The following is a 23528-nucleotide window of genomic DNA, read 5'->3' as shown; positions in this document are numbered from 1 at the left end:
GTGGGCAGGAGGCATCGCCCGGAGAAGTCCGCGGAAGGGGCACGTCACGCCCGCCCGCCCGCCCTCCGGACGGCCCCGGCGTCACGAGGCACGCGGGGCGGCTTCAGCGGCGGCGCTGGTGGGCCAGCGCGGTGGCCAGCGTCTCGCGCACCTGGCGGGCGCGGAAGAGGCGGTCCGCGGTGTCCACCAGGTTCTCCGCGTACAGCACCTGCTTGCGCAGGCGGGCGGGGATGGCGCGCGTGCCCAGGTGCGCGCCGATGAGGGCGCCCGTAATCGCCGCGGCCACGTCCGCCTCGCCCCCGCAGCGCAGCGTGAGGGCCACCGCCTCGCGGAAGTCGTGCGGCACCTTGAGGGCGGCGTACAGCGAGGTGAGCAGCACCGGCACCACGTGCGGCGGCAGCCCGTCCACGCCCCGCAGCTCGCTGGGGGGCACGCCCACCTTTCGAAGCTGCGACAGCGCTCGCGCGGTCTCCCACGTCAACAGGCGTGGCAGGTGCCGCACCTCTTCCGCCAGCCCCTTGTCGTGCACCGCCGCCGCCAGCGCCAGCTCCTCGCAGAAGGCGGCCGGCGTCAGCGCCTCCTTCTCCATGCCCAGCGCGACGGCCTGCGCGAAGGCGGCCGCCGACGCGGCGCAGACCGGGTCCTTGTGGGTGATGACGGTGAGCACGCCCGCGTCGTGCGGCAGGCGCGCGCGGTGGCCACTCTCGAAGAGCCCCACCACCAGCGCGCGGCTGAGCACGGACGGGCACCGCGTGCCCAGCGGCGCGCCCGCGCTCATCCACGGCGTGCCCCCCGCGAGCCGCTGCAGCGCGTCCGCGAGGCTCCTGGGCGGCTGGAGGATGATGCCCTCCTGCCACAGCCACGCCAGGTGCGCCGCCGCGCTGCGCCCGTCCACCTTGCCCTCGCGGATGACACTCTCCGCCGCGGCGAGCAACAACTGCGTGTCGTCGCTGAACTGGCCCTTGGCGAACTTGCCGCGCGGACGGGGCGCGAAGTCCTCCGCCAGGCCGGGCAGCCGCGCGAGACTCGCCGGCGGGATGCCGCGCAGCGGGAAGCCGAGCGCATCACCGATGGCGAGCCCCACGAACGCCGCATGGAACCTGTCCTGGCGCTCGGCGGGAGTCAGCGGCATGGGGTGGGGGAGATTAACCGAGGCTCAGGCCCGGACGGCCAGGGAGAAGCGCGCGAAACGCGAGAAACACGCGCGAACGAGGAGGGGAAGAAGCATGCCGGGGCTTGACGCGCGCGCGGCGGGACTGGTGGCGCAGCGCGGAAGCGGCGCTCCGGCCTCATACACCCACACGCACGATGTCTTCACCGTCCACCCTCCCTCTCCCGACCACTCACGCGCGTGCGGGGGGTGGCTGACTACCGCATCCAGCACGCATGCGGCAAGCCTCGGGCCGTGCGCGCATTCGCGCACCTGCACGCGTGTCCAACTCCTGATGATCCGGCCCCCCCCCCCCGCGCACATGACGGTCGAGGGACGCGCAGGTGGCAGCGGCGCGCGGATGTCGGCACACACTCCGGCTCGTCACGCGCCGTCGCGTCCCCAGTTGACGATGATCCGCGGGCGCGCCTGTACAGCCCGGGCGCCCTGGCGCGGGCACGCGCCGTCCCGCGGCACGGGTGGGGCATGACGGCGCTACGGCCCGGACGGGGCGTCGGCGCGTCCAAGGAGGAGGGCGGACACCCGGCCCGCGTCGGAGATGGAGCATACCAACGCGCGCTCGCCGGCGGCGTGCCCCCGCCGGAAGCCCCACGCGGCGGCGGCAACGGCCAACGGCGCGCTGGCCGCGCCCGTTTCGCCCAGCGAGTCGGCCGGCAACACGAGGCGGCAGCGCGGAAAGTCCACGTCCTGCTGGAGCAGCACGTTGGCGTGGCCCCAGACCTGGGCCTTCCACTCCTCGCCGTTGAGGTCCACCAGCACGTCTCCTCGAAACGGGGCGGCGCCCTCGGGCAGCACGCGCTTCACCGCATTCGCCAACGCCCGCCCCCTGTGCGCGAGGGCTGAAGCGGCGGAGATGTCGTGGGGACTGACGGCCACGGCCTCCAGGTGCGCGGCCACCGGGGCGGCGCGAGCGCGGGCCGCCCCGGGAGTCTCCACCAGCAGGGCGGCGCCGGCCTCACCCGGCATGAGGCCCACCTGCCGCTGGGGCGACTTGAGGCGGCGATGGAGGGCGAGCCAGGCAAGGCAGACCGGGTCCACGAAGGAGTCGGCGGCGAGCACCAGCACCCGGTCCACGCGGCGCCCGGACAGCAGCGCCCAGGCCTGTGTCGCCGCCTCGGCGAGGCCACAGCTGCCCAGGGCGAGTGCCCGAGCGTTCTCCTCGGGCAGCGGCACGTCCATCAGGGACAGCAGCGGCCGTACGTACGCGTCCCGCAGCGCCTCCGGGCAGCTCGCGAGGCTCCAGCCGAAGCGCTCCTCGTCCACCAGGGGCGCCAGGGCCATGAGGCAGGTGCGGCGCCAGAAGTCCACGTGGGTGGGCAGTTCCGTCGCGTGCAGCAGGTCCTCGAAGGCGCCAGAAGCCAGCCGCACCCAGGCCCCCGTCTGGAAGAAGCCCTCGGCGAAGGGGACGACAGGGTGGCCCGTGACTGGAACGGACTCTCCCGGCTCGTCATCCGTCACGAAGCCAGGAAGCGGGTGGGGTCGCGAGGCGCCGGCACGGAGCGCCGCGCAGGAGCCCACCACGCCATGGCCCACGGCCGTCACCAGCCCCAGCCCCGTCACCGCCAGCCTCACGGGGCCCTCCGCGCGCCATCCATGGCGAGCAGCGGGCGGCACCAGGCGTCCGGATGCGGCAGGCGCGCGCGCTGGCGGCGCCGGACCACGGAAGGGGCCAGCGACAGGTGCGCGTCCGGAGTGAGCCCCGCGCGCTCGGCGAAGCACAGCAGGGCGAGCACCTCCACGGAGAGGTGGGCGGTGGTGGAGGCATCGTCCGGGTGAACGCGCTCGGCCTCCAGCTTCTTGCGCATCATGAGGGTGCGCGCATCGAGAAAGCGGTCGAAGCCCTCCTCGAAGAGGCCGGCGTCGCCCGCCAGCAGGGCACGGCACACGTCGAGTCGTGGGTCCCCTCGGTCTCCGAGCACGGCGGCATGGCGCTCCAGCAGCGCCTCGCAGGCGGCCCCGGCCGACTGGAGGGTGAAGCGCTCCATGAGGAAGCGGAAGTAGAGGAAGTCGTCCTCGTACTCCTCGCCTTCATGCCAGGAAGCGCGGGAGTGGCGGGCGATGCCCTGTTCAGCCTCGGCGTCTCCGCAGACCACGGCGTCGAAGAAGGGCTCGGACTGGCTCGTCACCCTGGCCGTGTCGTCCTTTCGCTGGAGAAAGGCGAGAAAGGCGCGCGCGGAGCGGGACAGCTCGCCGAAGAAGCCGTCGGGCAGGCCGGTAAGGAACAGGTGGCCGATACCCATGCGCCGGTAGAGGGCACAGACGGCCACCATCTGGACCTGGGTGACGCGGCCGGCGAGGACACGGGGCAGCACCTCCTCCAGTTGCAGGAGGCAGGACTTCTCGACGAGCGGCAGCGGTGTCTGCACCACGGGGGCAAACCTCCTGCGATGTGCGCGAACCCGGCCGGCTCATGCCTGCTCGAACTTCGTGAGGTAGACGTTGGTGGGGTTGAGCTGGCGCAGCTCGTCCACCAGCTTGTGGCTCAGTACGTAGACGTACGGGTCCTCCTGGATGCGGAAGAAGTCCGGCGCAGAGCGCAGCTTGTTGCTGTCGAGGACGGGCTTGCGGACCCGGACGATTTCGCCTGGAACCTCCTTCGAGTAGCGAATCTCGCTCTTCTCCAGGTGGAGGCAGTCGACGGTGCCCAGGGGATTGATGATGAAGTAGTCCCGGCTGGCCTCGCGCCCCTTGTGGTCCAGGAGCGTGAAGTGGAGGCACTCCATGGGCACCCCCGTGCCCTCGAACACCTCCTTCAGCTTGCGCTCCACCACGAGAAAGGCGCCCGTGTTGGCGATGAGCGATGGCAGCTTGAGGCCGGGAAACTCGTCGCTCATCTGCCACTCGGCATTCGCCGGGTACTTGTCACCCATGGGGTAGCCCTTCCCCATCCGGTGCGTGTACATATTGGTGCCCTCGGGTTCGTCATCAAGGATGCAATAGCCCATGTCCACCGTGGGGCTCTTGTTGATGCTGAAGTAGTCCATGATGGCTCCTCTATTCACGCCGGAGCGGCGGCATGTCCGAGATGGGCGCGCCCGGATGGGCCGTGCCGAACTCCGTCACCGCCCGGTAGCATTCTTCCGACAACTCTTCGAGCGCCTCCTTCGAGAGCTTGAACTGGGACGTGTCGCAGTTCTTGCGCAGCTCGGCGTCGCACGCCTCCTTGCATTCGACGAGGATGGGTTCCAGCCGGTTGCGGACGTTCATGTTGTACGCGGCATGGTTGAACTTGGGGCAGTCCTCAATCACCCACGAGCCGTCCTCCAGGATGAGGTGGCGCGGCAGCCCCAGCACGCGCGCCACCTCCAGGTCCTGCGGCAGGATGATGACGTTGACGTGGTGGTTGATGTTGTACTTCGCCCGCAGCAGCGCCAGCCGCACCAGCGTCCGGCAGTCCGCGTCCCGAATCCTCTCAATCCTCTCATTGAAGAGGCCCTTGGGAATCAGGTGGTGGGAGTTGTTCCAGTAGGGCCACGTCTGCCGCGTGAAGTTCTCTCCGCGCGGAATGGGCCGGCCTCCCCCGTCCTTCATGTCTCCGCGCGAGGGGCCGTCCAGGTGCCAGTCTCCCTCTTTCGGCAGCGGCACCAGCGCCGCGTACTCCGCCGGCACCCGGTTGCCCCTCCGGCTCAGGTACGCCGAGGTGGCCAGGAAGCCCTCCGGTGCGGGCTTCGTCCGCGTCCCCGCACCGGGTGTCTTGTCGTACAGCGCCGTGCGGCTCTTCTTCGACTCCGTCAGCGCCTGCCATCGGTATGAGCAGGAGTTGGCCGTATACGTCGACTCGTGGCCCGTGAGGCACGCCCCTCCCTCGGTGCTCTTCCGCACCACCTCGTGCGGCATCGTCCCGTCCGGGTGGGTGACGTGCTCGTCCGCCGGCTTGCCCATGCTGTTCCTCCTGTCCGCCCGGGCGCTACTCCACCTTCTGCTTGCACATCAGACAGCACACGTCCTCGTCCGCCCCACCCAGCGACACCACCGGTGGCTGCATCAGGGGAAAGGGCGGCGTGTTCTTGTCGTTGTGCAGCATCAAGTCGAAGGCCCGCGCCACGTTCTTCCCTTCAATCTTCACGTCGAAGGAGTAGTTGACGAACTCCGCCCTGCCCTTCGTCTTCCCCGACACCACCCCACCGCCCGCCGTGCCGGCCTCATCCCCGGTGCTGGTGCTGAAGTGCGAGTCCTTCAGGCACACCGGGTTGCCATCCACCAGCACCGTCCTGCTCCCCTGCGCGGTGTCCGCGGACTTCGCCACGTTGGGGTAGGGAATGGGCACCGGCCCGCCGGGGCTCGGCGTCTTGCACACGTCCGGAAAGGCCCCCGTGGTGCCGCCGGAGTCCTTCGTCACCACCGACAGCTTGTTCACTCCCACCGTGTTCTTCGCCATGGCGGCCTCCTCCGCTCCACTCCGGGACGTCCTCAGCGGTTCATCCATGCGCCGAAGGGGCGCAGGGGAGAGTCTCCCGCCCACTCGCGTACGCCCCCGAGCTGCCGCCGCTGCACGTGTGCCCAGGCGCGTGGGTCCGCCGCGTGCTCCCCCTGGGTGCGAATGGCCAGCTCCAGCAGCAGCGGCCCCCGGCGGCGCATCGGCACCTCGTCCAGCGCCTGCACCAGCCGCGCCTCCGTGCATGGCCTTCCGCCCAGGTAGCGCTCCCGCGAGTCGAAGCCCTTGCGCGCCCCAGCCCACCAGCGCTCCACCTCCCGGGCGTGGGGCACCTGCAGCGCATCGTCCGGCCCCGGCAGCAGCGACAACTCCAAGTCCTCCTCCAGCGGAGGCAGCTCGACGCCCGCGGGGCGCGGGTGCCCGTAGTCCCCCTCCAGCCTCAGGCCCGTCACCGCGCTGAAGGCCTCACCGGCCAGAGGGCCCAGCAACGCGTCGGACAGCCACGGCAGGCACGCCTCGGCCGCCAACGCCGAGCCGGAGAAGCCCAGCGCCCAGAGCGCGTCTCGCCGCAGCATGGGCACTTCCGCCAGCCGCGCCAGCCGCTCCACGTCCGGCGCGGCCCCGCCCAGCGCCAGCAGCAGCCGGGCCGTGCGGCCCGCCACGTCCGGTGCCTCGGCGGCTTCCTGGCAGGCGCGCCACACCGCATGCTGCCCCTGCACCAGTCCCGCCTCCAGTGCCGCCGCGCGCAGTTCGGGGGCCGCCGACTCCAGCCCCTGCCGCACCCGCGCCCCTTCCGCCTCCTTGGGAAAGCGCCGCGCCGCGCGCAGGGCCGCCCGCCGCAGCTCCGGCGCCGGGTGCACCAGGGCCCGCGTCAGCCGCGCCGCGCCAGGCGACTCGCCTCTCACCGCCAGCGCCTCCAGTACCACCGCCCGCACCTCCGGCTCCTCGCCCTCCGCATCCACCCACGCGGCCAGCCTCGCGCCCAGGCCCGTCCCCTCGGCTACCTCCAGCGCCTCGCCCACCCACACGCGCCGCTCCTCGCCCCCTCGCAGCTCCTCCAGCACCGCCTCTGTCTCCGCCTCCTCCCCCCGCGCCAGCAGCGCCAGGCTCGCCACCGCCACCCGCTCCCGGTCGTCCTCCGTCAGGTTCTTTCGCAGGAGGCACCTGGCCTCGCGTGGCGGCACGCACGCCAGCACGTCCACGCACGCGCGCAACCGCTCCTCGTGCACGTCCTCCACTTCCGAAAGCCGCAGCTCCGCCGAGCACAGGAAGTCCCCGCGCTGCTGCCACCCGTAGCGCGCCTCGTCCAGGCAGTCCTCCAGCACGCCCCGGTGCACGGTGGCGTCGTACCGCCCGCGCAGCATCAGTTGATCTCCACCTTCCCGCCCTTGAGGCGCTGCAAGCCCCGCGAGCGGGAGTCCACCTGGTAGCCCTCCAGCAGCAGCCGCCCGTTGCGGCGCAGCAGGATGCGCGCCTCGCCACAGCGCAACTCCAACTCGTCCTCCGCCTCGATGACCACGCGCCGGCCGTCCACCCGCGCCTCCAGGGGGCCGGAACCCCTGGTGTTCACGCGCCGAGACACCAAGTAGGGCTGGCGCTCGCGAGACCGCAATAGGGTGACGAGCACCGGCCGACCGGGGTCCCCCTCCTCGAAGAGGAGCAGCGCGCCCTGTCGGGAGCGCACCGCCTCCGCCAGGGCCGCGTCGTCCACGAATGCTCCGCATAGGGCGGGCACGGGATGATCCGCGGGGTTGCCGTCGAAATCCACCCGAGGCGTGCCGCCCGCGTCCAAGTCCACCACCCAGCCTGTACGGGAGCCGTGGATGCGTCCGTCATCTCCCACCAGGGAGACGACTCCCGGCGGGGAGCAGAAGCGCTGAGAGTCCATACGGGGCGTCCTCTCCAGAAACGGTCGTCACCCATCCCGCCTTGTCCGCCTCACCCATCCCGCTCGCACCGAACACAGGCCACACGAGGAGAGGAAGGCGCGATGGGCTTCGACCCCGCTGCCGTGTCATCCATCCCCTACCGGCGACCGCACCGGACGCCATCATCCCCTCGGCCACGCCAGCAAAGGAGCGAGGTACGGGTCGCACGGTCCAGTCCCCGACGATTGCTTCGGCCCATGACTGGCCCCGAGCGGCATCAAGGACAGTGGAATCCGTCCATGATGCCGATTTCGCGGGACGCGAACGAACCTCGCCTGTCAACCGCGCCTACCGTCAGCACCGCCATCCAGAGCCGCTCAGCGTGGTCCTGACCTCCTGCTTCTGGGAAACCGCGCTGGACGGGGTCTGCTCCTAGCGGTAAGCCAGGGCATCCAGCCTTCGATAGGCAGCCCTCCCCGCGAGAACCTCATTCCTCACCGAGGAGTCGCCCACGTGAAAGCGACCGACGAACATCCGCCCGTTTTCACAGCAGAGGACCAGCTTCACCTGCTCCAACTCCATGCGCGGCGGGCCATCGCCGAGCGCATCGCGAGCGAGCAGTCCTCAGAACCCGCTGATGACGCCGAATCCACGGAGGAAGAGCAAACCGCGCCCGTGGTTCCCGCCGTCTGGCGGCTCGTACCCACTGATGTGTCGCTCCATGACTGGCAGGCCGAGTGCCTCCCGAAGTGGCTCGAACGCGGCAGAGGGACCATCAAGGTTGCCACGGGCGGCGGTAAGACCCTGTTCGCGATGGCTGCCGCCCAAGAACTGCACAACCGCCAACAGCCAGATCTCAGGGTGGCAATCGTCGTACCGACGATTCCCCTGATGCTGCAATGGGCCGAGGAGCTTCGAAAGAGCAACCTCCCAGAGTCAGCCATCGGCCTGATGGGTGGCGGCCATGACCCGACACCGCTCGAACACCGCCGCATCCTCGTGTGCGTGCTCAGTTCAGCACGTGAGCGCTTGCCCTCCCTCATGCGGCAAGCCGGATGGAGCAATCGTCTCCTCCTCATCGTGGACGAGTGTCATCGAGCAAACGCCGAGCAGGCCAGGCGCATTTTCGAGTCGAACCCGGCCTTTACGCTGGGACTCTCCGCGACGCCCGAGGACGTGGACGACGAGCTTTCCGTACCGGCTGACGAAGCCTACGCACAGAGCCCCGTCGGCCAGGGACTTGGCCCCATCATTTACGAGTTCGCACTCAGGCAGTGCCTCGATGCGGGGCTCCTGACTCCGTTCGAACTGTGGCACATCGGCCTGCCACTCGCGCCAAAGGAGGCACAAGAGCACGCATCACTCAGCCGCGAAATCTCCGACCTGCGCACCGACCTGGAGCGAGGATACCGCACGAGCCGGTCGAAGCTTGGCTTCCTCGCATGGTGTCAGGCACAGGCGGCACGTGAAGGCGGCAACGCAGCGAAGTTCGTCCAGTTGACTGGCCGCCGCAAGCAGCTGCTCTATCGTGCTCGGGCTCGCCTCTCGGCGACGCGCGCGATTCTTGGCGCGGAGTTGGCCGATCGCGAGACTCGTGCGATCACCTTCCACGAGGCCATTGGCGAAGTGGAGCGCATCTTCCTTGACGTCCTACAAGATGGCCTTCCCGCAGTGCTCGAGCACAGCAAGCTGCCAGCCACGCTCCGGAGAGAGAGCATTGAGGCCTTCCGCGCGGGAAACGCACGCGTCGTGGTCAGCGCCAAATCGCTCGTCGAAGGCTTCAACGTCCCCTCCGCTGATGTCGGGATCATCGTCGCTTCGACCGCTTCGGTCCGACAGCGGATTCAGAGCCTCGGGCGCCTGCTCCGGAAAAAGCAAGCGGGCCGCACGGCGCGAATCTACATCCTCTATATTCAGCAGACGGAGGACGAGTCGATCTACGAGAAGGTGGACTGGAACGCTGTCGTCGGTGCGACGGTCAACCGCTACTTTCTCTGGACGCCGCCCGCCGGGGGCGCATGGCCCGAGGGACTTCGTGAAACGGGCAGTTCGCCGCGAAGGTACCTACCGCCGTCGACCCAGGTGAACGCTTCCGGGCTCTCCATGGGAGCCCGTTACCCCGGCCGTCCGCACGGCATCGACCTCAAGGTCGATCAGGACGGAAACCTGCGAGTGCTCGAAACGAACCAGCTCGTGCCAGCCCCACGGGAGATGGTCGAGTACATACTACAGAACCAGCACAGACGTGCGCGCTGCACGCCCGGGGGGCACCTCATCGTTCGTGTCGATGACGACATGGAGGACGGGGCCAAATGGCGGTACGTGGGACCTCTTCGAATACCCGAACAGCAGGAGAGCCAGTTGGAGCGCATCGAACTCCTGCTCCGGTCGCGCTCGGGCCGACGCGTCATCGCACAGGTTCGCGCCAATGGAGAGAATTTCGCGAAGGGGCCGGAGGACACAGTGAAAAGACTCCTCGCTTGGACGGATCGAACCGCTCGCGGGCACGGGGCGAGGGCTGTCAGTAGTATCTACTGGGATGGCAACGTAGCATACTGGGTCGAAATTGGAGGACGGCGAATCGACTTTGACGAGGCCGCCGAGCCACTGGAGTTCTGAGAATGGTGCTCACGTTCAGCCCCGCCACCAGTCCATTCCCACTCTGGCGCGGCCCCTACAGTGTCGCGCGCGGAACGCAGAAGTCAGGATTCCGTTTCCGTCGAGGGAGGCTTGGAGCGTGGGTCGAGACCTCCAGCACGCGGGAGTTCTGGACAGTCGCGTCCACGCCCGGAGTAACCGCTGTCGAGCAACTCGTGCAGCGGCATTGGGGCAGCGGGCGCGTGCTCCTCCTTCCCGACGGCCGCGTTGTCAAACCCGACCCAGCTCCATACCAGGAATGCATCCGCTACCTGATTGGGCATGTTCACGGCCCCATCGTGGTCGAGCGGCCTGATGGGGTGCGCGTCGACCTATCGAAGACGAAGAACCTGCGTCCCGGCGACCCATGGCCCGGACCGAGCACGACCGGCATTGAATGTAAGATTGGCGCGGACGGCCGTCTGGAGTGCGAATGGGAGCTTGCCGCCCCCAATGGAAGGTTCGTGCAGACGCAGCCCGTATGGGACTCCGACCCTGACCTGGCAGCAGGATTTCGAACGGCCCGGCCGGGTATGAGCAGTGCGCGGGTGCGGGTTCAAGTCGGCGGCGCCGTCATCACGATGCATGAGGATAACGATGACGCGGTGTGGGCCCCTCGCTACATCGGGCGAATCGATGTGTCACGCTGGCCATTCGACGCTCGATGGGTGATCACATAGGCTTGTATCCATGTCAGGAGAATCGACAATGCCGAAGCTCTATGGTGGAGTGTGGCCACAGAACGTCAGCCGGTTGGCGAAATACGGCGTTCGCTTTCATGAAGGCGCCTGGACGGTTGCAGTCCTGCACGAGGTTGGAAGCGGCCTGCGCTATCTCGCGCTCGACGACGCGCGTGACGACCTCGCCGGGCTTGTGAACGGGATAAAGCAGGCACTGGGCAACGGTCCAGGTGGCGCATTCTACGTCAACGAGTACCGTCATGTGATTGTCCCCGTGGACAGCGCAGACGGAACATCGCACTACTACTTCGCGGGCTACCTGCATGGTGAACTGACCTTCCACTTCGAGGGAGTTCCACTGTCGACGCGCCCCGTTCAACCTGACGGGCAGTCACTCAAGCCCGGAGAGCGATGGGTCGGACCGCGCCCTGGCGTCCCATATGTGCTCGCCGCCGGCGGAAGCGACATCTACTACCAGACGCCCGCCCTCACCGACTCAGATCCCCCGGCCGTTCGCCCGATGACGACCTTGAAGGTTCAGCTCTCCAAGGTGCTGCGCAATTCCGCGCTTGTACGCCGGGCTGTTGAACCCGTCGCAGCGATCCGCGGATATGAGGGTGGCCGCTTCTATGTGAACGAGCACGGCGCGATGTTCACCCCCGTCGACAAAGGCGATGGGAACGGCCTCGACTACATCTATTGCGGAACAATCGATCGCGCGGCTTGGTTCTCGGAGCCGCGAACGTCTTGATGCCAAACGGGCGGCTGTAGAGCGTGAATGGGTCGCGCCTGTCCTGCGGTTCGCGCTGTCCATCTACTATGAAGGCAGCGCTGGTGCGCCCACGGGCCCTTGCGTCAGTTGGAGTCATTGCCCGACTCGGGCATGGGTCCCCATCAACACTCCGTGCATGGCGCACGAGGGACACACAGGAGGCAGCGGCGCGCGGATGCCGGCACACGCGCCGGGCCGTCACGCGCCGTCGCGTCCGAGGTTGACGACGGCCTGCAACCGCGCCAGCACGGCCTGGGCGCCCTGGTGCAGGTGCGTGCCGTCCCATAGCGCGGGCGTGGAGTGGCCGCCCAGGCGCCTCCAGTCCGCCGCCGCCTCTGGAAATTCCACATTGCGGAACGCGATGCGGTCCTCCAGCGCGTAGTCGACGATGTAGCGCCGCGCCTCGGCGGAGGGCGGGTCCGCGATGCGGTGGAACAACTCCAGCGTGCCGGACGTCACGACGCGCGGACGGGAAGAAAGAGGTCCGCCAGGTCCGTGCGGGAGCGGTCCAGCACGTCCGCCAGCGTGTAGCGGTCCAGCACGGAGAGGAAGGCGTTGCTCGCCTCGGCCAGCATGCCCTTCAGGCTGCACGCGGGCGCGATGGGGCACGAGTTGCGCTCGCGGTCGAAGCACTCCACCACATGGAAGTCCGGCTCGGCGGCGCGCACCACCCGCCCCACGTTGATGTCCTCCGGCCGCCGCGCCAGCGTCACGCCCCCCGCGCGCCCCGCCTTCGCGTCCACGTACCCCTGCCCCGCCAGCGTCTGCACCACCCGTACGAGGTGGTGCTTGGAGATGCCGTAGGCGTCCGCCATCTCCTGCGTGGAGGTGACCCGGCCCGGACGGCTGGCCAGGTACAGGAGGACGCGCAGCGAGTAGTCGGCGTGAAGGGTGAGATGCACGTTCAGCGGGCTCCGGCGGTGTCAGTCGGTGAGGCTCCCGCCTGGGGGACGCTCGGCAGGAAGGAGTCCGCGTGGAGGTCCTTCAGCGAGAGCCCGGACAGGAAGAGCTTCTTCCGCAGGGATAGCACCAACTGTGGATCTCCGCAGAGCCACGCGCGCCAGCCCACCGGCTTCGGGCACTCGGCGCGGATGAGCACGTCGAGCGGCCCCTCCGCGATGTCCCGGGTGCCCCCTTCCAACACACACGGCCGGTAGTGGAGCTGGGGGTGGCGCTCGGCCAGCCCGCGCAGCTCCTCCCGGAGGTACAGGCCCGCCGGTGTCCGCGCCCCATGGAAGAGCCAGATGGGTCCGGAATGTCCCGCCTCCAGGGCGTCACGGACGATGCCGTACAGCGGCGCCAGCCCCGTGCCCGTGCCCGCCAGCAGGAGCGGCTGCTCGGGACGGCCAGGGACGTAGAAGCAGCTCCCCGCCGGGCCCTGGAGGAAGACGCGCGCCCCCGGCCGGGCCTCGCTGGCCAGCCAGCCGCTCATCGCGCCGCCCGTGATGAGCCGCACGTGCAGCTCCAGCACTCCCTCGCGAGGCAGGCTCGCCAGGGAGTAGCTGCGGGCAAGCCCGTCCTCGCGCACCAGCGAGACATACTGCCCGGCGCGGTAGTCCAGCGGCGCGTCCGTGACGAGGCTCACCTTCAGCACGTCCCGGGACAGCGGCGACAGCGCGGAGATGCGCGCCGGCACGCGCAGTCCCTCCGCGCCCGCCACCTCCAGCTCCGTGCCCTCCGGGAGCCGGCACGTGCACGCGAGGAAGTAGCCCTGGGCCACGAGCGTGTCCTTCAACCCCACCCGCGCGGCCTCCGGCACCGCGCCGCCCACCGCCTTCATCAGACAGGACTGGCAGGCACCCGCGCGGCAGGAGTTCGGGACGGACACGCCCTGCCGCAGCAGCCCCTCCAGTACGCTCTCTCCCGGCTCCAGCGGGTACCAGCTCGACTCGTGTTTGACCTTCGCCATGACGCGCCCCGGCCCTCAGCGGTTGAGCACGTCCGCGCGAGCGCTCTCGGCGATGGCCAGCACCTTCGCCACCAGCGGCGCCGGCACGCCCAGCTCCTCCAGCGTCTCCTTCAGGTGGCCCGCCACCGCGTCGAAGTGCATGTCGTTCAGCCCCTGCTTCACCAGGTGCGCATGCCCGGCACGCATGTCCTTGCCCGAGTAGCTCGACGGCCCGCCCGTCACCATGGTGAGGAACGCCTTCTGCTTCGCAGCCTGGCGCTCCATGTCCACGTCCTCGAAGAAGTGGCTGATACGGTCGTCCGCAAGCACCTTCCGGTAGAAGACCTCCACCGCCGCCGCCATCGCCGGCTCCCCACCAATCTGCTCGTAGACGCTCTTCGTCACCGCATCGCTCATCGTGTCACTCCGTTTGGCCGCTCGGGCCGTGGTTAACGCTGCATCCTGAATGCAGTTTAAATGCCGAGCCGTCAATCGGAGCCGGATGGGGGGCCCGCCCCCCAAAACACGCGCAGGAATTGCGCGCCCCTCAGGTCTCCGCGCGGAAGTTGCGGCCCAGGCCGGGCCCCGTGCCCGCGTAGTGGCGGAACACGTAGAGGAGCGGTTGCCAGCGCGCCACGTCCACGTGCTGGGTGCCGGGCACGGTGACGTCCTCGTGCGCGTGGACGCGGGTGACACGCAGCTCGACGATGGAGAAGCCAGGCTCGGGCTGCTGGGGCGTGGCCGCGGCGGGGCGCACGTCGAGCAGCACCGCCTCCAGCTGCAGCGGACACTCCGCCACGCGCGGCGGGGCCACGGTGTCCGAGGGCAGCGGGGTGAGGCCCGCCCGCTCGAACTTGCACGGCTCGTGGACGTAGCCCATGGCGCGCTTCACCTCGGGCACGGGCGAGCGGCCCGTCGTGGGGGCGAGCCGCTCCACCTGGGGCCAGAGCGCGGCGGAGGGCAGGTTCACCACGGCCTCCCGGGTGCGCTCCAGGTTGGCGAGCCCCTGCCCCAGCCGTCCCATGCCCAGCACCAGCCTGTCATCCAGCGCCCAGGCGGATGACAGCGGAGAGAGGTTGGGCGAGCCGTCGGGCTGCACGGTGCTCAGCAGGACCACCGGCGTCCCGAAGTAGAGGATGCGGGGAGCAATCACGCGGTGCTTCGGCAGGTCGTTCATGCCCCTTCCCTATGAGGCTCCCGCCGGGGAATGGTTCGGCGCGCGCCGAAACGTCCCCGCGCCCGAGAGCTGAAGACTCCCGCCATGGCCCACCCTCTCGACCTCGCGCTCATCGCGCGCCTCATCGGCGAGCCCGCCCGCGCGGGCATGCTGTCGCGCCTGCTGGAAGGCCCGGCGCGCACCGCGGGCGAGCTGGCGCGCGACGTGGGCCTCACGCCGCAGACGGTGAGTGGCCACCTGGGGCAGCTCCTCGAGGGCGGGCTGGTGCGGGTGGAGGTGCAGGGCCGCCACCGCTACTACCGCCTGGCGGGGCCGGACGTGGCGCGGGCGCTGGAGGCCCTGAGCCTGCTGGCGCCCACGCGGCCCGCGCCCGTGAAGGTGCCGTCGCCGCTGCGCTTCGCGCGGACCTGCTACGACCACCTGGCGGGACGGCTCGGCGTGGACCTGGCGGATGCGCTGGAGCGGCGCGGCTACCTGGAGGCTTCCGAGGAGACGTGGGCGCTCACCCCGGAGGGGGAGCACTTCCTGGCGCGGCTGGGCGTGGAGGCGGGCCCCCTGTCACGGGGGCGCCGGGCCTTCGCGCGCCGCTGCCTGGACTGGAGCGAGCGCCGGCCCCACGTGGGTGGGGCCCTGGGCGCCGCGCTGGCGGAGCGCCTGTTCGCGCTGCGCTGGATTGCGCGCCGGACGGAGGGCCGCGGGGTGCGGCTCACCGTGGAAGGCCGGCGCGGCTTCGACCGGGAGCTGGGGCTGTCCTGGCCGTGAGGCCTAGCCGCGGCCCATGCCGGCGGCGCCGATGCGAGCCGCCTCGCGGCGCACCGTGGCCTGCTCAATCTCGAAGCGCGCGTCCTCGGCGGACATGCCCTTCATGCGCTCCTGCGCCTCGTTCATGCGGCGGCGGGCGCCCTCCACGTCGATGCCGGCCACGGGCTCGGCCGCGTCGGCGAGCACCAGCACCTTGTCGTTGCCCACCTCCACGAAGCCGCCCGCGACGAAGTAGGACTCGCGCCGGCCAGCGTCAATCAGCGTCAGCGGGCCCGGCTCCATCAGCGACAGGAACGGGGTGTGCCCCGGGCGCACGCCGAACAGGCCCCGGCCACCGGGGACGACGGCCTCGTCGGCCTGCACCGACAGGATGCGCTTCTCAGGGGTGACAATCTCCACGGTCAGCTTGGCCATGACACTCCTCGAACTACCGCATCAGAACGTGAGCTGGTGGGTGGTTCCGCCCACCGGCTCGAACTCCACCACCCCGGCATCCGTCAGCCGGGGCCCCTTGCCGGGGATGCCGAGCGTGCCCTCCATCCACTTGAAGTGGTGGGTGAGCTGGCGCACCTCGGTGAGCTGCCGCGTGGAGAGCAGCTCCGTCAGCCGCTTCTCCTGGAGCCGGTTGCCCTTGCTGTCGTACTCCGCCGCCACCGCGACGTTGGCCCAGGCCGGCGGCCCCTTGGGCTTGCGCTGCTTCTGCCCCTTCTTCTTCGGGGGCGGCGGCGGCGCCTTGCCCTTCTCCACCAGCGGCCACACCACCCAGACGCGCTCGCCGTCGTTGGAGACGAAGTAGAAGTCGTCCACCGTCCCCAGGCACTGCGGGACGGACCAGACGGGGCCGCTCTCCTTCGACACCTCCAGCCGGCACCGCCCGGGGGCCTCCTCCACGAGGCGCACGCTGTAGAGCCCGTTCGCGCTCACCCGGGAGCGCCCCTTGCGCTCCTCCGCCAGGGCGGGGAGCGCCAGGAGCAACAGGGCCAGGGCAAGCGCGGGGCGACGCATGGTCACCTCTGGGAGGACGAAGCGGAACGACTCAGGCGGCCGCCATCTTCCTGGCGTTCTCCACCACCTCGTCGATGGCACCCGCCATGTAGAAGGCGCCCTCGGGGATGTCGTCGTGCTTGCCCTCGACGATTTCCTTGAAGCCCTGGATGGTGTCCTGGAGCTTCACGTAGCGGCCGTCCTTGCCCGTGAAGACCTTGGCCACGAAGAAGGGCTGCGACAGGAAGCGCTGAATCTTGCGGGCGCGGGCCACCACCAGCTTGTCCTCCTCGGACAGCTCGTCCATGCCGAGGATGGCGATGATGTCCTGCAGTTCCTTGTACCGCTGGAGCACGCCCTGGACCTTGCGGGCCACCGCGTAGTGCTCCTGGCCGATGACGCCCGGGTCCAGGATGCGGCTGGTGGAGTCCAGCGGGTCCACGGCCGGGAAGATGGCCAACTCCGCGATGGAGCGGTTGAGCACCGTCGTCGCGTCCAGGTGGGCGAACGCGGTGGCGGGCGCCGGGTCCGTCAGGTCGTCGGCGGGCACGTAGATGGCCTGCACGGAGGTGATGGAGCCCTTCGTGGTGGAGGTGATGCGCTCCTGGAGGCCACCCATCTCCGTGGACAGCGTGGGCTGGTAACCCACCGCGCTGGGGATGCGGCCCAGGAGGGCGGACACCTCGGAACCGGCCTGGGTGAAGCGGAAGATGTTGTCCACGAAGAGGAGCACGTCACGGCCCTCCACGTCGCGGAAGTACTCCGCCATCGTCAGGGCGGAGAGGGCCACGCGGGCGCGGGCGCCGGGCGGCTCGTTCATCTGGCCGTACACGAGCACGGCCTGCGAGGCCTCCAGGTTGTCCGTCTGGATGACCTTGGTGTCCTGCATCTCGTGGTACAGGTCGTTGCCCTCGCGGGTGCGCTCGCCCACGCCGGCGAACACGGAGAAGCCGCCGCGCTCCACCGCCACGTTGCGGATGAGCTCCTGCAGGAGCACCGTCTTGCCCACGCCGGCGCCGCCGAACAGGCCAATCTTGCCGCCACGGGTGTAGGGGGCGAGCAGGTCGATGACCTTGATGCCCGTCTCGAACATCTGCACGCGCACGTCCTGCTCCGTGAAGGGCGGGGGCGGGCGGTGGATGGACCAGTACTCCTGCGCCTTCACGGGGCCCATCTCGTCCACCGGGTCACCGGTGACGTTCAGGATGCGGCCCAGGGTGGCCTTGCCCACCGGCACCTGGATGGGGGCGCCCGTGTTCTTCACCGGCATGCCGCGGCCCAGGCCCTCGGTGGAGTCCATGGCGATGGTGCGCACCGTGTTCTCGCCCAGGTGCTGCGCGACCTCGAGCACGAGGTTGTCCGGCTCGTTGCCCAGGTTGGGGTTGGAGACCTTCAGGGCCGTGTAGACCTCGGGGAGGCCGCCGGGCGGGAACTCCACGTCGACCACGGGGCCGAGGACCTGGATGATTCTGCCTGCCGTCGGAACTTGAGCGCTCATGGAATTCGTCTGCCTCGCGGGGGGAGCGGCCTGACGCCGCGCCCTTTCAAAATTCGGCCCGGATGGGAGGGCGGGCCCCCTTTACCGGGGGCCTCCCGTAGGGTCAAGCCTCCCGGGCACTTCTGGATTAAGTCGGCCTTAGCGGACCCAGCCGCCGGGCGCCACCCTCTTACTTCCCGTCCGTCTGGTACACCAACGGCAGGCCGCTCTGGGGGCTGCCCACCACGATGATTTTGGCGTTGGAGCTCTGGGCCAGCCGCTCCGTGGCTTCTATGCCCTTGAAGCGCAGGTACTCCTCGGTCAGCCCCTGGCGGACGATGCCCTGGTACTTGGCGATGCCCTCCGCCTCGATCTGCTTGCGCTCGGCCTCCTGGCGCTCCTTCTCCAGGGTGAAGCGCATCTTCTGGCTCCGCTGCTCCTCGGCCAGCTTGTCGGCGATGGCCTCGCGGATGGCCTGGGGCAGGATGACGTCCCGGACGAGGATGGCCTCCACCACGACGTGCTTGCCCTGCAGGGCGCGCAGCACCTCGTCGTAGATCTCCTTTTCGATCTGCTCGCGCTTGGTCGAGTAGATTTCCTCGGGCGCGTAGCGGCCGAAGACCTTGCGCGCCTCGGAGCGGACGATGGGTCCCACCAGGATGTCCGCGTACCGGGGCCCCGTCTGGGTGTGCAGCTCGAAGAGCTTCGAGGGGTCCGGCCGGTAGCGCACGCTGGCGTCCACCCGGATGTCCAGGCCGTTGTTGGACAGGACGCTCAGCTCCTCCTTCATCTCCTGGACGCGCATGTCATAGACGATGAGCGACTTGCCCGGCCGGAGGATGTGCAGCCCCTCTCCGTAGGGCTCGCGCAGGGTGCCCTGGCCGAACGAGTCGAACCCGATGCCCCCGTGTCCGCTGGACACCGTCTCACAGGCACAGCCGGTGATGCACATCAGCCCCAGCACTGCCCATACCAGTCGCTGCTTCATGACCCCTGACCTCCCGGGCACCCCCGCCCGCTGGCCGGACACCATAAACGCGAAAGGCCCACCCCGATAGACGGGGCGGGCCCTGGAGGCGAAACCGCGCGGGAGGCTACTTGAGGGCCTCGGCGCCGGAGACGATCTCCATCAGCTCCTTGGTGATGACGGCCTGGCGCGTGCGGTTGTAGGTCAGCGTCAGGTTGGCGATCATGTCCGACGCGTTGGAGGTGGCGTTCTCCATGGCGCTCATACGGGCGCCGTGCTCGGAGGCCACGCTCTCCAGCAGGGCGCGGTAGAGCTTGATGTTGACGGCCTGGGGCACCAGCCGGTCCAGCACCGCCTGGCGGTCCGGCTCGTACTTGAAGTCCACCAGGGCCGAGGCGCCCTCGGAGGGAGCCTGGCCGGGGGCGCCGAGCGTCTGCAGGGGCAGGAGCTGGGCCACCGTGACCTTCTGGGTGATGGCGGTGACGAACTCGTTGTAGACGATGTGGACGGCGTCCACCTCGCCGTTGAGGTAGCTGGCCACCAGCTCCTCGGCCACGTCCGCGGCGGCGCGGTAGCTCAGGCGCTGGTACAGGCCGCCGAAGTCCTTGCGGATGGCCTGGCCGCGGTTGCGGAAGAAGTCGTTGCCCTTGCGGCCCACCGTGGAGAGCTGGATGCGCTCCATCGAGGTGTTCTCGTAGAGGAAGCGGTTGGCGCGGCGGATGACGTTGGAGTTGAAGCCGCCGGCGAGGCCGCGGTCCGAGGTCAGCAGGACCAGCTCCACCTTGCGCACCGGACGGGCGGTGAGCAGCGGGTGGCTGAGGTTCTCGCCACCCGAGCGCTGCGCCAGGTCCGAGATGATCTGGTCCAGCATCGTCGCGTAGGGGCGCGCGGCCAGGATGGCGTCCTGCGCCTTGCGGAGCTTCGCGGCGGAGACCATCTTCATCGCCTTGGTGATCTGCCGAGTGTTCTTCACCGAGCGGATGCGCTTGCGAATGTCACGAAGGGACGCCATGGACCGGGGAGCTCCTGTGAGACGTTCAGCCCGCGTCACTCATGTGGGTGCAAGGGCGGGCGGGCAGCGGGGCCCCCTATATAGGCGGGCCGGGAGCCGGTCAACGGCGGCCTGCCGGAGTTCCCTGGACCGGGAGCCGGGGCGAGCCGGTACGGGGCAGGCGGCCGGGCCGTCCGGGAGGGGCTCCCGGCGGTAGGTGGCCGACTTACCTTGAGAGGGTGCTTTTACCCCCGCGGAGCTCCTTATGGCAGCGTTGAGCGGTCCCCTTCTCATCGTCGAGGACGATGCGGACATCCGTGAGGCGCTCCAGGGCTACCTGGAGCTCCAGGGCTACGAGGTGCGCGCCGCGGCCAACGGCAAGGAGGCGCTCGAGCACCTCGAGACCCCGCCCCGCCCGTCGCTCATCATCCTGGACATGGCCCTGCCGGTGATGGACGGCCACCGGGTGCTGACGTCGCGCAAGGGCAGCGAGGCCCTGGCGGAGGTGCCCGTCATCATCCTGTCCGCGGGCATGGCGGCGATGAACCCGCGAGACAGGGCGGTGTACGCGTCCAACTACGACGTGGCGGCGTTCCTGAAGAAGCCTGTGGAGCCGCGGCAGTTGGTGGAGCTCATCGAGCGCCATGCGCTGAAGCCGACTGGAGCCCAGGCGGGCACGTCTCCCTGAGCGGGCGGGGCCTCGCGGGACTTTCCGGGGACGGGCCGACGGAACACAATGGCCCCTCCACGGGTGTTCTCGGGGTCCATGAAGCCAGGCGGTGCGAGCAGGGTGTGGGTGCGCAGGGCCTTCCTCGCACTGATGGCGGTGGGCCTGGGCCTGCTCGCCCTCTCGCACCTCGTGCGGGTGAGCTACGAGGACCGCATCGTCCCCCTGGCGACGGCACCCGAGGCCCCGGTGGCGCTCGTCTTCGGCGCGGGGCTGGCGCGGGGCGCGGTGCCCTCCCCGGTGCTCGCCCAGCGGCTGGACGCGGCCATCGCCCTGTGGCGGCAGGGCAAGGTGCGGGCGGTGCTGGTGAGCGGGGACCAGACGCAGCCCTTCCATCACGAGACGCGAGCCATGCGGCGCTACCTGCTGGAGCGCGGGGTGCCGGAAGAAGCGGTGCAGGGCGACGAGGCGGGGCTGTCCACCTATGACAGCTGCCTGCGGGCGTACACGGTGTTCGGGGCGAAGCGGGCGCTGCTCGTGACTCAGCGCTTCCACCTGTCGAGGGCGCTGTTCATCGCCAACTCGGTGGGCATCGACGCGTGGGGCGTGGCGGCGGACGAGGGCCGGTCGACCCCCTGGCGCTACACGGTGCGCGAGACGCTGTCGCGCGTGCTGGCCCTGGCCATGGTGCTGCTGGAGGTGGAGCCCGTCTACCCCGCCGGCCGCGCGGCGCTCCCGGAGCGCTGACTCCCGGGCGGGCATGGCAGGCAGGCGGGCGGCGAGAATTGCGGCGATTTTCGCCGGTTCTCATTGTTGACCTGTAGGCAGCCGACCCACCGCGCTTTCTCGAGGAGAGGCCATGCGATTCAAGAAGCTCGGTTCAGAGGACGTGGGTGAGTCCACCTCACTGCGACACCTGAATCCGGATACCGGTGAGGAGGAGATCAACATCACCGACCAGGACCTGGCGGCGACTCCGCCGCTGGAGGATGAGCCGGACTTCCGAGACATCCTTCCGGACCAGATTCGTGAGTTCCGCCGGGGCGACGAGGAAGAGGAGGAGGTGGAGCTGACGGCCCAGCCGGAGGAGCGCATCCACCCCATCCGCCGCGACCAGCTTCCGGAGGGGTAGGCTTCCGGCAGACGCGATGAGACCGGGCGGAACCGTGAGGCCCGGCCTCTCTCGGTGGAAGTGACTCACGTCGGATGCGTGAGACGGGGCCGGGCGGAGATGCGGTGCCCGGCCTCTCACGCTCGTGCTCAACGACCGCGCTTCTTCGCGGCGGCCTTCTTCGCTGGAGCCTTCTTGGCCGCGGCCTTCTTCGCGGCCCCTGCCCGCGCTTCTGGAGCCTTCTTCGCCGCGGCCTTCTTCATCGGCGCTTTCTTCGCCGCGGCCTTCTTCATCGGCGCTTTCTTCGCCGCGGCCTTCTTCGCAGTCGCCCCCTTCTTCGCAGCCGCCTTCTTCGCGGGTGCCTTCGTGGCGGCCTTCTGAGCTGGAGCCTTCTTCGCGGCGGGGGGCTTCGCGGGAGCCTTCGTGGCGGCCTTCCGCGCCAGAGCCGGCTTCTCGGCGGCCTTCTTCGCGGCGGCAGGCGCGGTGACAACCGGCTCAGCGGCCTTCTTCGCGGGAGCCTTCTTCGCGGCGGCGGGCTTCGCGGGAGCCTTCTTCACGGGAGCCTCCTGCGCCGCGGCAGGCTCCGCGGCCGTCGTCGCGGGAGCTTCCTGCGCGGCGGCGGGCTCCGCCGTGGCCTTCCCCTCCGTGACAGGAGCGGTGACCTCGGAGGGCGTCTCGGCCACGGCGGCCTTCTTCGCCTTCTTCGAGGGAGCCTTCTTCGCGGGAGCGGGCGGCGTCACCGGGGCCTCCGCGCCAGCGGGCTCCGTCACCACCTCCATCGCTCCCGTCTCGCTCGCCGGAGCCTCCGTCACCGTGCCGGCCCTGCTCGCGGACTGAGGGAGCAGGACTCCCGCGCCACCGACGGCCACGGCACGCGGCGCGGGCTTCGCCTTCGCGGCCCGCCCATCACCAGCGCCGATGGGGCGTACCGGCTTCTTGGGCTCCGGCTTCGCCTTCCTCGCGCCGAAGGGCCTCCCCTCATCGCGCATGGCGGCCGAGTCCTCGTCGTACTCGTACGCGAGCTCGCGCACCTCGATCTCTTCCTCCTCCTCGAGGAACAGCTCCTCCTCGGCCGCGGCCCCCTCCCCCTTCCCGGCCTCCTCCGTCTCGGCCTCGAGGCCGGACAGCGCGCCCTGGAGCACGGCATTCATCGCGCGGGCGAAGGTGCGCTCACCGAAGCTCTCCACCTCCGCGGGGGGAACGAGCACGTCGAGCATGTCCTTCAGCGAGCGGTACAGCCGCAGCTCCTGCTTCTCCCCGTCCCACGTACCGTAGACCCAGTCCTCGTCACCGAGCGCATCCACCCAGCCGGGCAGCGGTCCCCCGACATCCCCCTGCTCCAGCATCGCCGCCTTGCGCGCGGCGAACAGCTGACGGTGATGGCCCTTCAGGCCGATGCGCCACACGCCCGCCGCCGGCAGGCCCACCAGCTTGAGCCGGGACTTCTCCAGGACGCTCGGAGCGCCCTCGGGCCCGTGCAGGGGGAAGAGCTGCACGTCACCGTTCAGCTCGCCACCGTTCATCGCCTGATACAGGGAGGCAAGCTCCTCGGGGAATGGAACGCCGCACTCCGTCTCCGCCCGGCGGACCTCCTCCGCGGGGACGCCAGATGACGCTGCCTTCGCCGACTTCCGCAGTGCCTCCAACCACTCGTGCATGACCCCTCCACGACGACATCCTGTGACACAACCTTACGGCGGGTGTGCCCTCCTGCGCAGTGCGGGTGTTGGCTTTTGGTGACACCCCGCCCGGGATGATCCAAACCCCCGGGGCTGACATGGACGGGCCCCGCGCGCGGGCATATCCGGAAAACCCCCGGCACCCGCGCTCCCCATCCCTACCCTCCAAGGCGGATACGCCCTCCGTCCCCAACGCAGCCGCGCCTCCAGCCCTCCCGCCTTCGAGGAGCCCGAGGGGCCCCGCCTGATCCACGTCCCAGGACAGCGGGCGTCCATGAAGCAACAAGGGCTCCCCCGGCCCGTCCTCCCGCGTCCGAGACGG

General features: G+C 69.8%; 25 protein-coding genes. 6 read left to right on the top strand and 19 right to left on the bottom strand.

Going from position 1 to position 23528, the window contains the following annotated elements; all coding sequences use genetic code 11:
- Positions 1-103 precede the first annotated feature (103 nt).
- The 8 genes from K8638_RS15765 to K8638_RS15730 all read right to left on the bottom strand — a co-directional run bounded on the left by K8638_RS15765 (position 104) and on the right by K8638_RS15730 (position 7434).
- Positions 104-1132, bottom strand: a complete 1029-nt coding sequence (locus tag K8638_RS15765; RefSeq protein WP_223755350.1) for an ADP-ribosylglycohydrolase family protein — start codon at positions 1130-1132, stop codon at positions 104-106.
- 513 nt (positions 1133-1645) lie between these two features.
- Positions 1646-2743 (bottom strand): hypothetical protein, encoded by a 1098-nt coding sequence (locus K8638_RS15760; RefSeq protein ID WP_223755349.1) that lies wholly within the window; start codon positions 2741-2743, stop codon positions 1646-1648.
- Positions 2740-3540 carry an Imm49 family immunity protein gene (locus K8638_RS15755; protein ID WP_223755348.1) on the bottom strand — a complete coding sequence of 267 codons (801 nt, stop codon included), beginning with the start codon at positions 3538-3540 and terminating at the stop codon, positions 2740-2742. Before K8638_RS15755 ends, K8638_RS15760 begins: the two co-directional genes overlap by 4 nt.
- A gap of 39 nt (positions 3541-3579) precedes the next feature.
- Positions 3580-4155, bottom strand: a complete 576-nt coding sequence (locus tag K8638_RS15750; protein ID WP_223755347.1) for an imm11 family protein — start codon at positions 4153-4155, stop codon at positions 3580-3582.
- A gap of 10 nt (positions 4156-4165) precedes the next feature.
- Positions 4166-5053 carry an AHH domain-containing protein gene (locus tag K8638_RS15745; protein WP_223755346.1) on the bottom strand — a complete coding sequence of 296 codons (888 nt, stop codon included), beginning with the start codon at positions 5051-5053 and terminating at the stop codon, positions 4166-4168.
- A 25-nt stretch (positions 5054-5078) separates the two neighbouring features.
- Positions 5079-5549, bottom strand: a complete 471-nt coding sequence (locus K8638_RS15740) for a DUF4150 domain-containing protein (RefSeq protein WP_223755345.1) — start codon at positions 5547-5549, stop codon at positions 5079-5081.
- Positions 5550-5581: 32 nt separating this feature from the next.
- Positions 5582-6910 carry a TIGR02270 family protein gene (locus K8638_RS15735; RefSeq protein WP_223755344.1) on the bottom strand — a complete coding sequence of 443 codons (1329 nt, stop codon included), beginning with the start codon at positions 6908-6910 and terminating at the stop codon, positions 5582-5584.
- Positions 6910-7434, bottom strand: a complete 525-nt coding sequence (locus K8638_RS15730; RefSeq protein WP_223755343.1) for a DUF6484 domain-containing protein — start codon at positions 7432-7434, stop codon at positions 6910-6912. Before K8638_RS15730 ends, K8638_RS15735 begins: the two co-directional genes overlap by 1 nt.
- Positions 7435-7927: 493 nt before the next feature.
- On the opposite strand from K8638_RS15730, the gene K8638_RS15725 reads away from it, so the two are divergent.
- Together K8638_RS15725 and K8638_RS15720 are read left to right on the top strand one after the other, a co-directional pair.
- A complete protein-coding gene (locus tag K8638_RS15725; protein ID WP_223755342.1) occupies positions 7928-10033 on the top strand; it encodes a DEAD/DEAH box helicase in 2106 nt (701 codons plus the stop codon).
- A gap of 726 nt (positions 10034-10759) precedes the next feature.
- Positions 10760-11482, top strand: a complete 723-nt coding sequence (locus tag K8638_RS15720; RefSeq protein ID WP_223755341.1) for a hypothetical protein — start codon at positions 10760-10762, stop codon at positions 11480-11482.
- Positions 11483-11701: 219 nt separating this feature from the next.
- Here the strand turns inward: K8638_RS15720 and K8638_RS15715 are convergent, their stop codons facing one another.
- The 5 genes from K8638_RS15715 to K8638_RS15695 all read right to left on the bottom strand — a co-directional run bounded on the left by K8638_RS15715 (position 11702) and on the right by K8638_RS15695 (position 14568).
- Positions 11702-11962 (bottom strand): hypothetical protein, encoded by a 261-nt coding sequence (locus K8638_RS15715; RefSeq protein WP_223755340.1) that lies wholly within the window; start codon positions 11960-11962, stop codon positions 11702-11704.
- Complete coding sequence (locus tag K8638_RS15710) at positions 11959-12405, bottom strand: Rrf2 family transcriptional regulator (protein WP_223755339.1); 447 nt, start codon at positions 12403-12405, stop codon at positions 11959-11961. The genes K8638_RS15715 and K8638_RS15710 overlap by 4 nt, the downstream gene beginning before the upstream one ends.
- 2 nt (positions 12406-12407) lie before the next feature.
- Complete coding sequence (locus K8638_RS15705) at positions 12408-13412, bottom strand: 2Fe-2S iron-sulfur cluster-binding protein (RefSeq protein WP_223755338.1); 1005 nt, start codon at positions 13410-13412, stop codon at positions 12408-12410.
- A 15-nt stretch (positions 13413-13427) separates the two neighbouring features.
- A complete protein-coding gene (locus tag K8638_RS15700) occupies positions 13428-13808 on the bottom strand; it encodes a group 1 truncated hemoglobin (RefSeq protein WP_223755337.1) in 381 nt (126 codons plus the stop codon).
- 130 nt (positions 13809-13938) lie between these two features.
- Positions 13939-14568 (bottom strand): flavin reductase family protein, encoded by a 630-nt coding sequence (locus tag K8638_RS15695; RefSeq protein WP_223755336.1) that lies wholly within the window; start codon positions 14566-14568, stop codon positions 13939-13941.
- 84 nt (positions 14569-14652) lie between these two features.
- Between K8638_RS15695 and K8638_RS15690 the strand changes: the two genes are divergently transcribed.
- Entirely contained in the window at positions 14653-15330 is a 678-nt protein-coding gene (locus tag K8638_RS15690; protein WP_223755335.1) for a helix-turn-helix transcriptional regulator, read from the top strand.
- A 3-nt stretch (positions 15331-15333) separates the two neighbouring features.
- Here the strand turns inward: K8638_RS15690 and K8638_RS15685 are convergent, their stop codons facing one another.
- The 5 genes from K8638_RS15685 to atpG all read right to left on the bottom strand — a co-directional run bounded on the left by K8638_RS15685 (position 15334) and on the right by atpG (position 19770).
- Positions 15334-15744, bottom strand: a complete 411-nt coding sequence (locus K8638_RS15685) for a F0F1 ATP synthase subunit epsilon (RefSeq protein WP_223755334.1) — start codon at positions 15742-15744, stop codon at positions 15334-15336.
- 21 nt (positions 15745-15765) lie between these two features.
- Complete coding sequence (locus K8638_RS15680) at positions 15766-16335, bottom strand: hypothetical protein (protein WP_223755333.1); 570 nt, start codon at positions 16333-16335, stop codon at positions 15766-15768.
- A 31-nt stretch (positions 16336-16366) separates the two neighbouring features.
- Entirely contained in the window at positions 16367-17812 is a 1446-nt protein-coding gene (gene atpD, locus K8638_RS15675) for a F0F1 ATP synthase subunit beta (protein WP_223755332.1), read from the bottom strand.
- A 169-nt stretch (positions 17813-17981) separates the two neighbouring features.
- Positions 17982-18779, bottom strand: a complete 798-nt coding sequence (locus K8638_RS15670) for a prohibitin family protein (RefSeq protein ID WP_223755331.1) — start codon at positions 18777-18779, stop codon at positions 17982-17984.
- A 106-nt stretch (positions 18780-18885) separates the two neighbouring features.
- Positions 18886-19770 (bottom strand): ATP synthase F1 subunit gamma, encoded by an 885-nt coding sequence (atpG, locus tag K8638_RS15665; protein WP_223755330.1) that lies wholly within the window; start codon positions 19768-19770, stop codon positions 18886-18888.
- Positions 19771-20014: 244 nt separating this feature from the next.
- Between atpG and K8638_RS15660 the strand changes: the two genes are divergently transcribed.
- From K8638_RS15660 to K8638_RS15650, 3 genes are all read left to right on the top strand, one after another.
- The gene (locus K8638_RS15660) at positions 20015-20437 is read left to right on the top strand and encodes a response regulator (protein WP_370643993.1); all 423 of its coding nucleotides are present in this window, start codon (positions 20015-20017) and stop codon (positions 20435-20437) included.
- 78 nt (positions 20438-20515) lie between these two features.
- The gene (locus K8638_RS15655) at positions 20516-21163 is read left to right on the top strand and encodes a vancomycin high temperature exclusion protein (RefSeq protein WP_223755328.1); all 648 of its coding nucleotides are present in this window, start codon (positions 20516-20518) and stop codon (positions 21161-21163) included.
- Positions 21164-21275: 112 nt separating this feature from the next.
- On the top strand, positions 21276-21548 hold the full coding sequence (locus K8638_RS15650; RefSeq protein ID WP_223755327.1) for a hypothetical protein: 273 nt from the start codon (positions 21276-21278) through the stop codon (positions 21546-21548).
- Positions 21549-21676: 128 nt separating this feature from the next.
- On the opposite strand, the gene K8638_RS15645 is transcribed toward K8638_RS15650, so the two are convergent.
- Complete coding sequence (locus tag K8638_RS15645) at positions 21677-23185, bottom strand: SMI1/KNR4 family protein (RefSeq protein WP_223755326.1); 1509 nt, start codon at positions 23183-23185, stop codon at positions 21677-21679.
- Positions 23186-23528: the final 343 nt, after the last annotated feature.

The organism is Myxococcus sp. RHSTA-1-4 (assembly GCF_020037125.1).
GTDB lineage: Bacteria > Myxococcota > Myxococcia > Myxococcales > Myxococcaceae > Myxococcus.
This window is presented reverse-complemented; position numbering and strand designations above follow the sequence as displayed.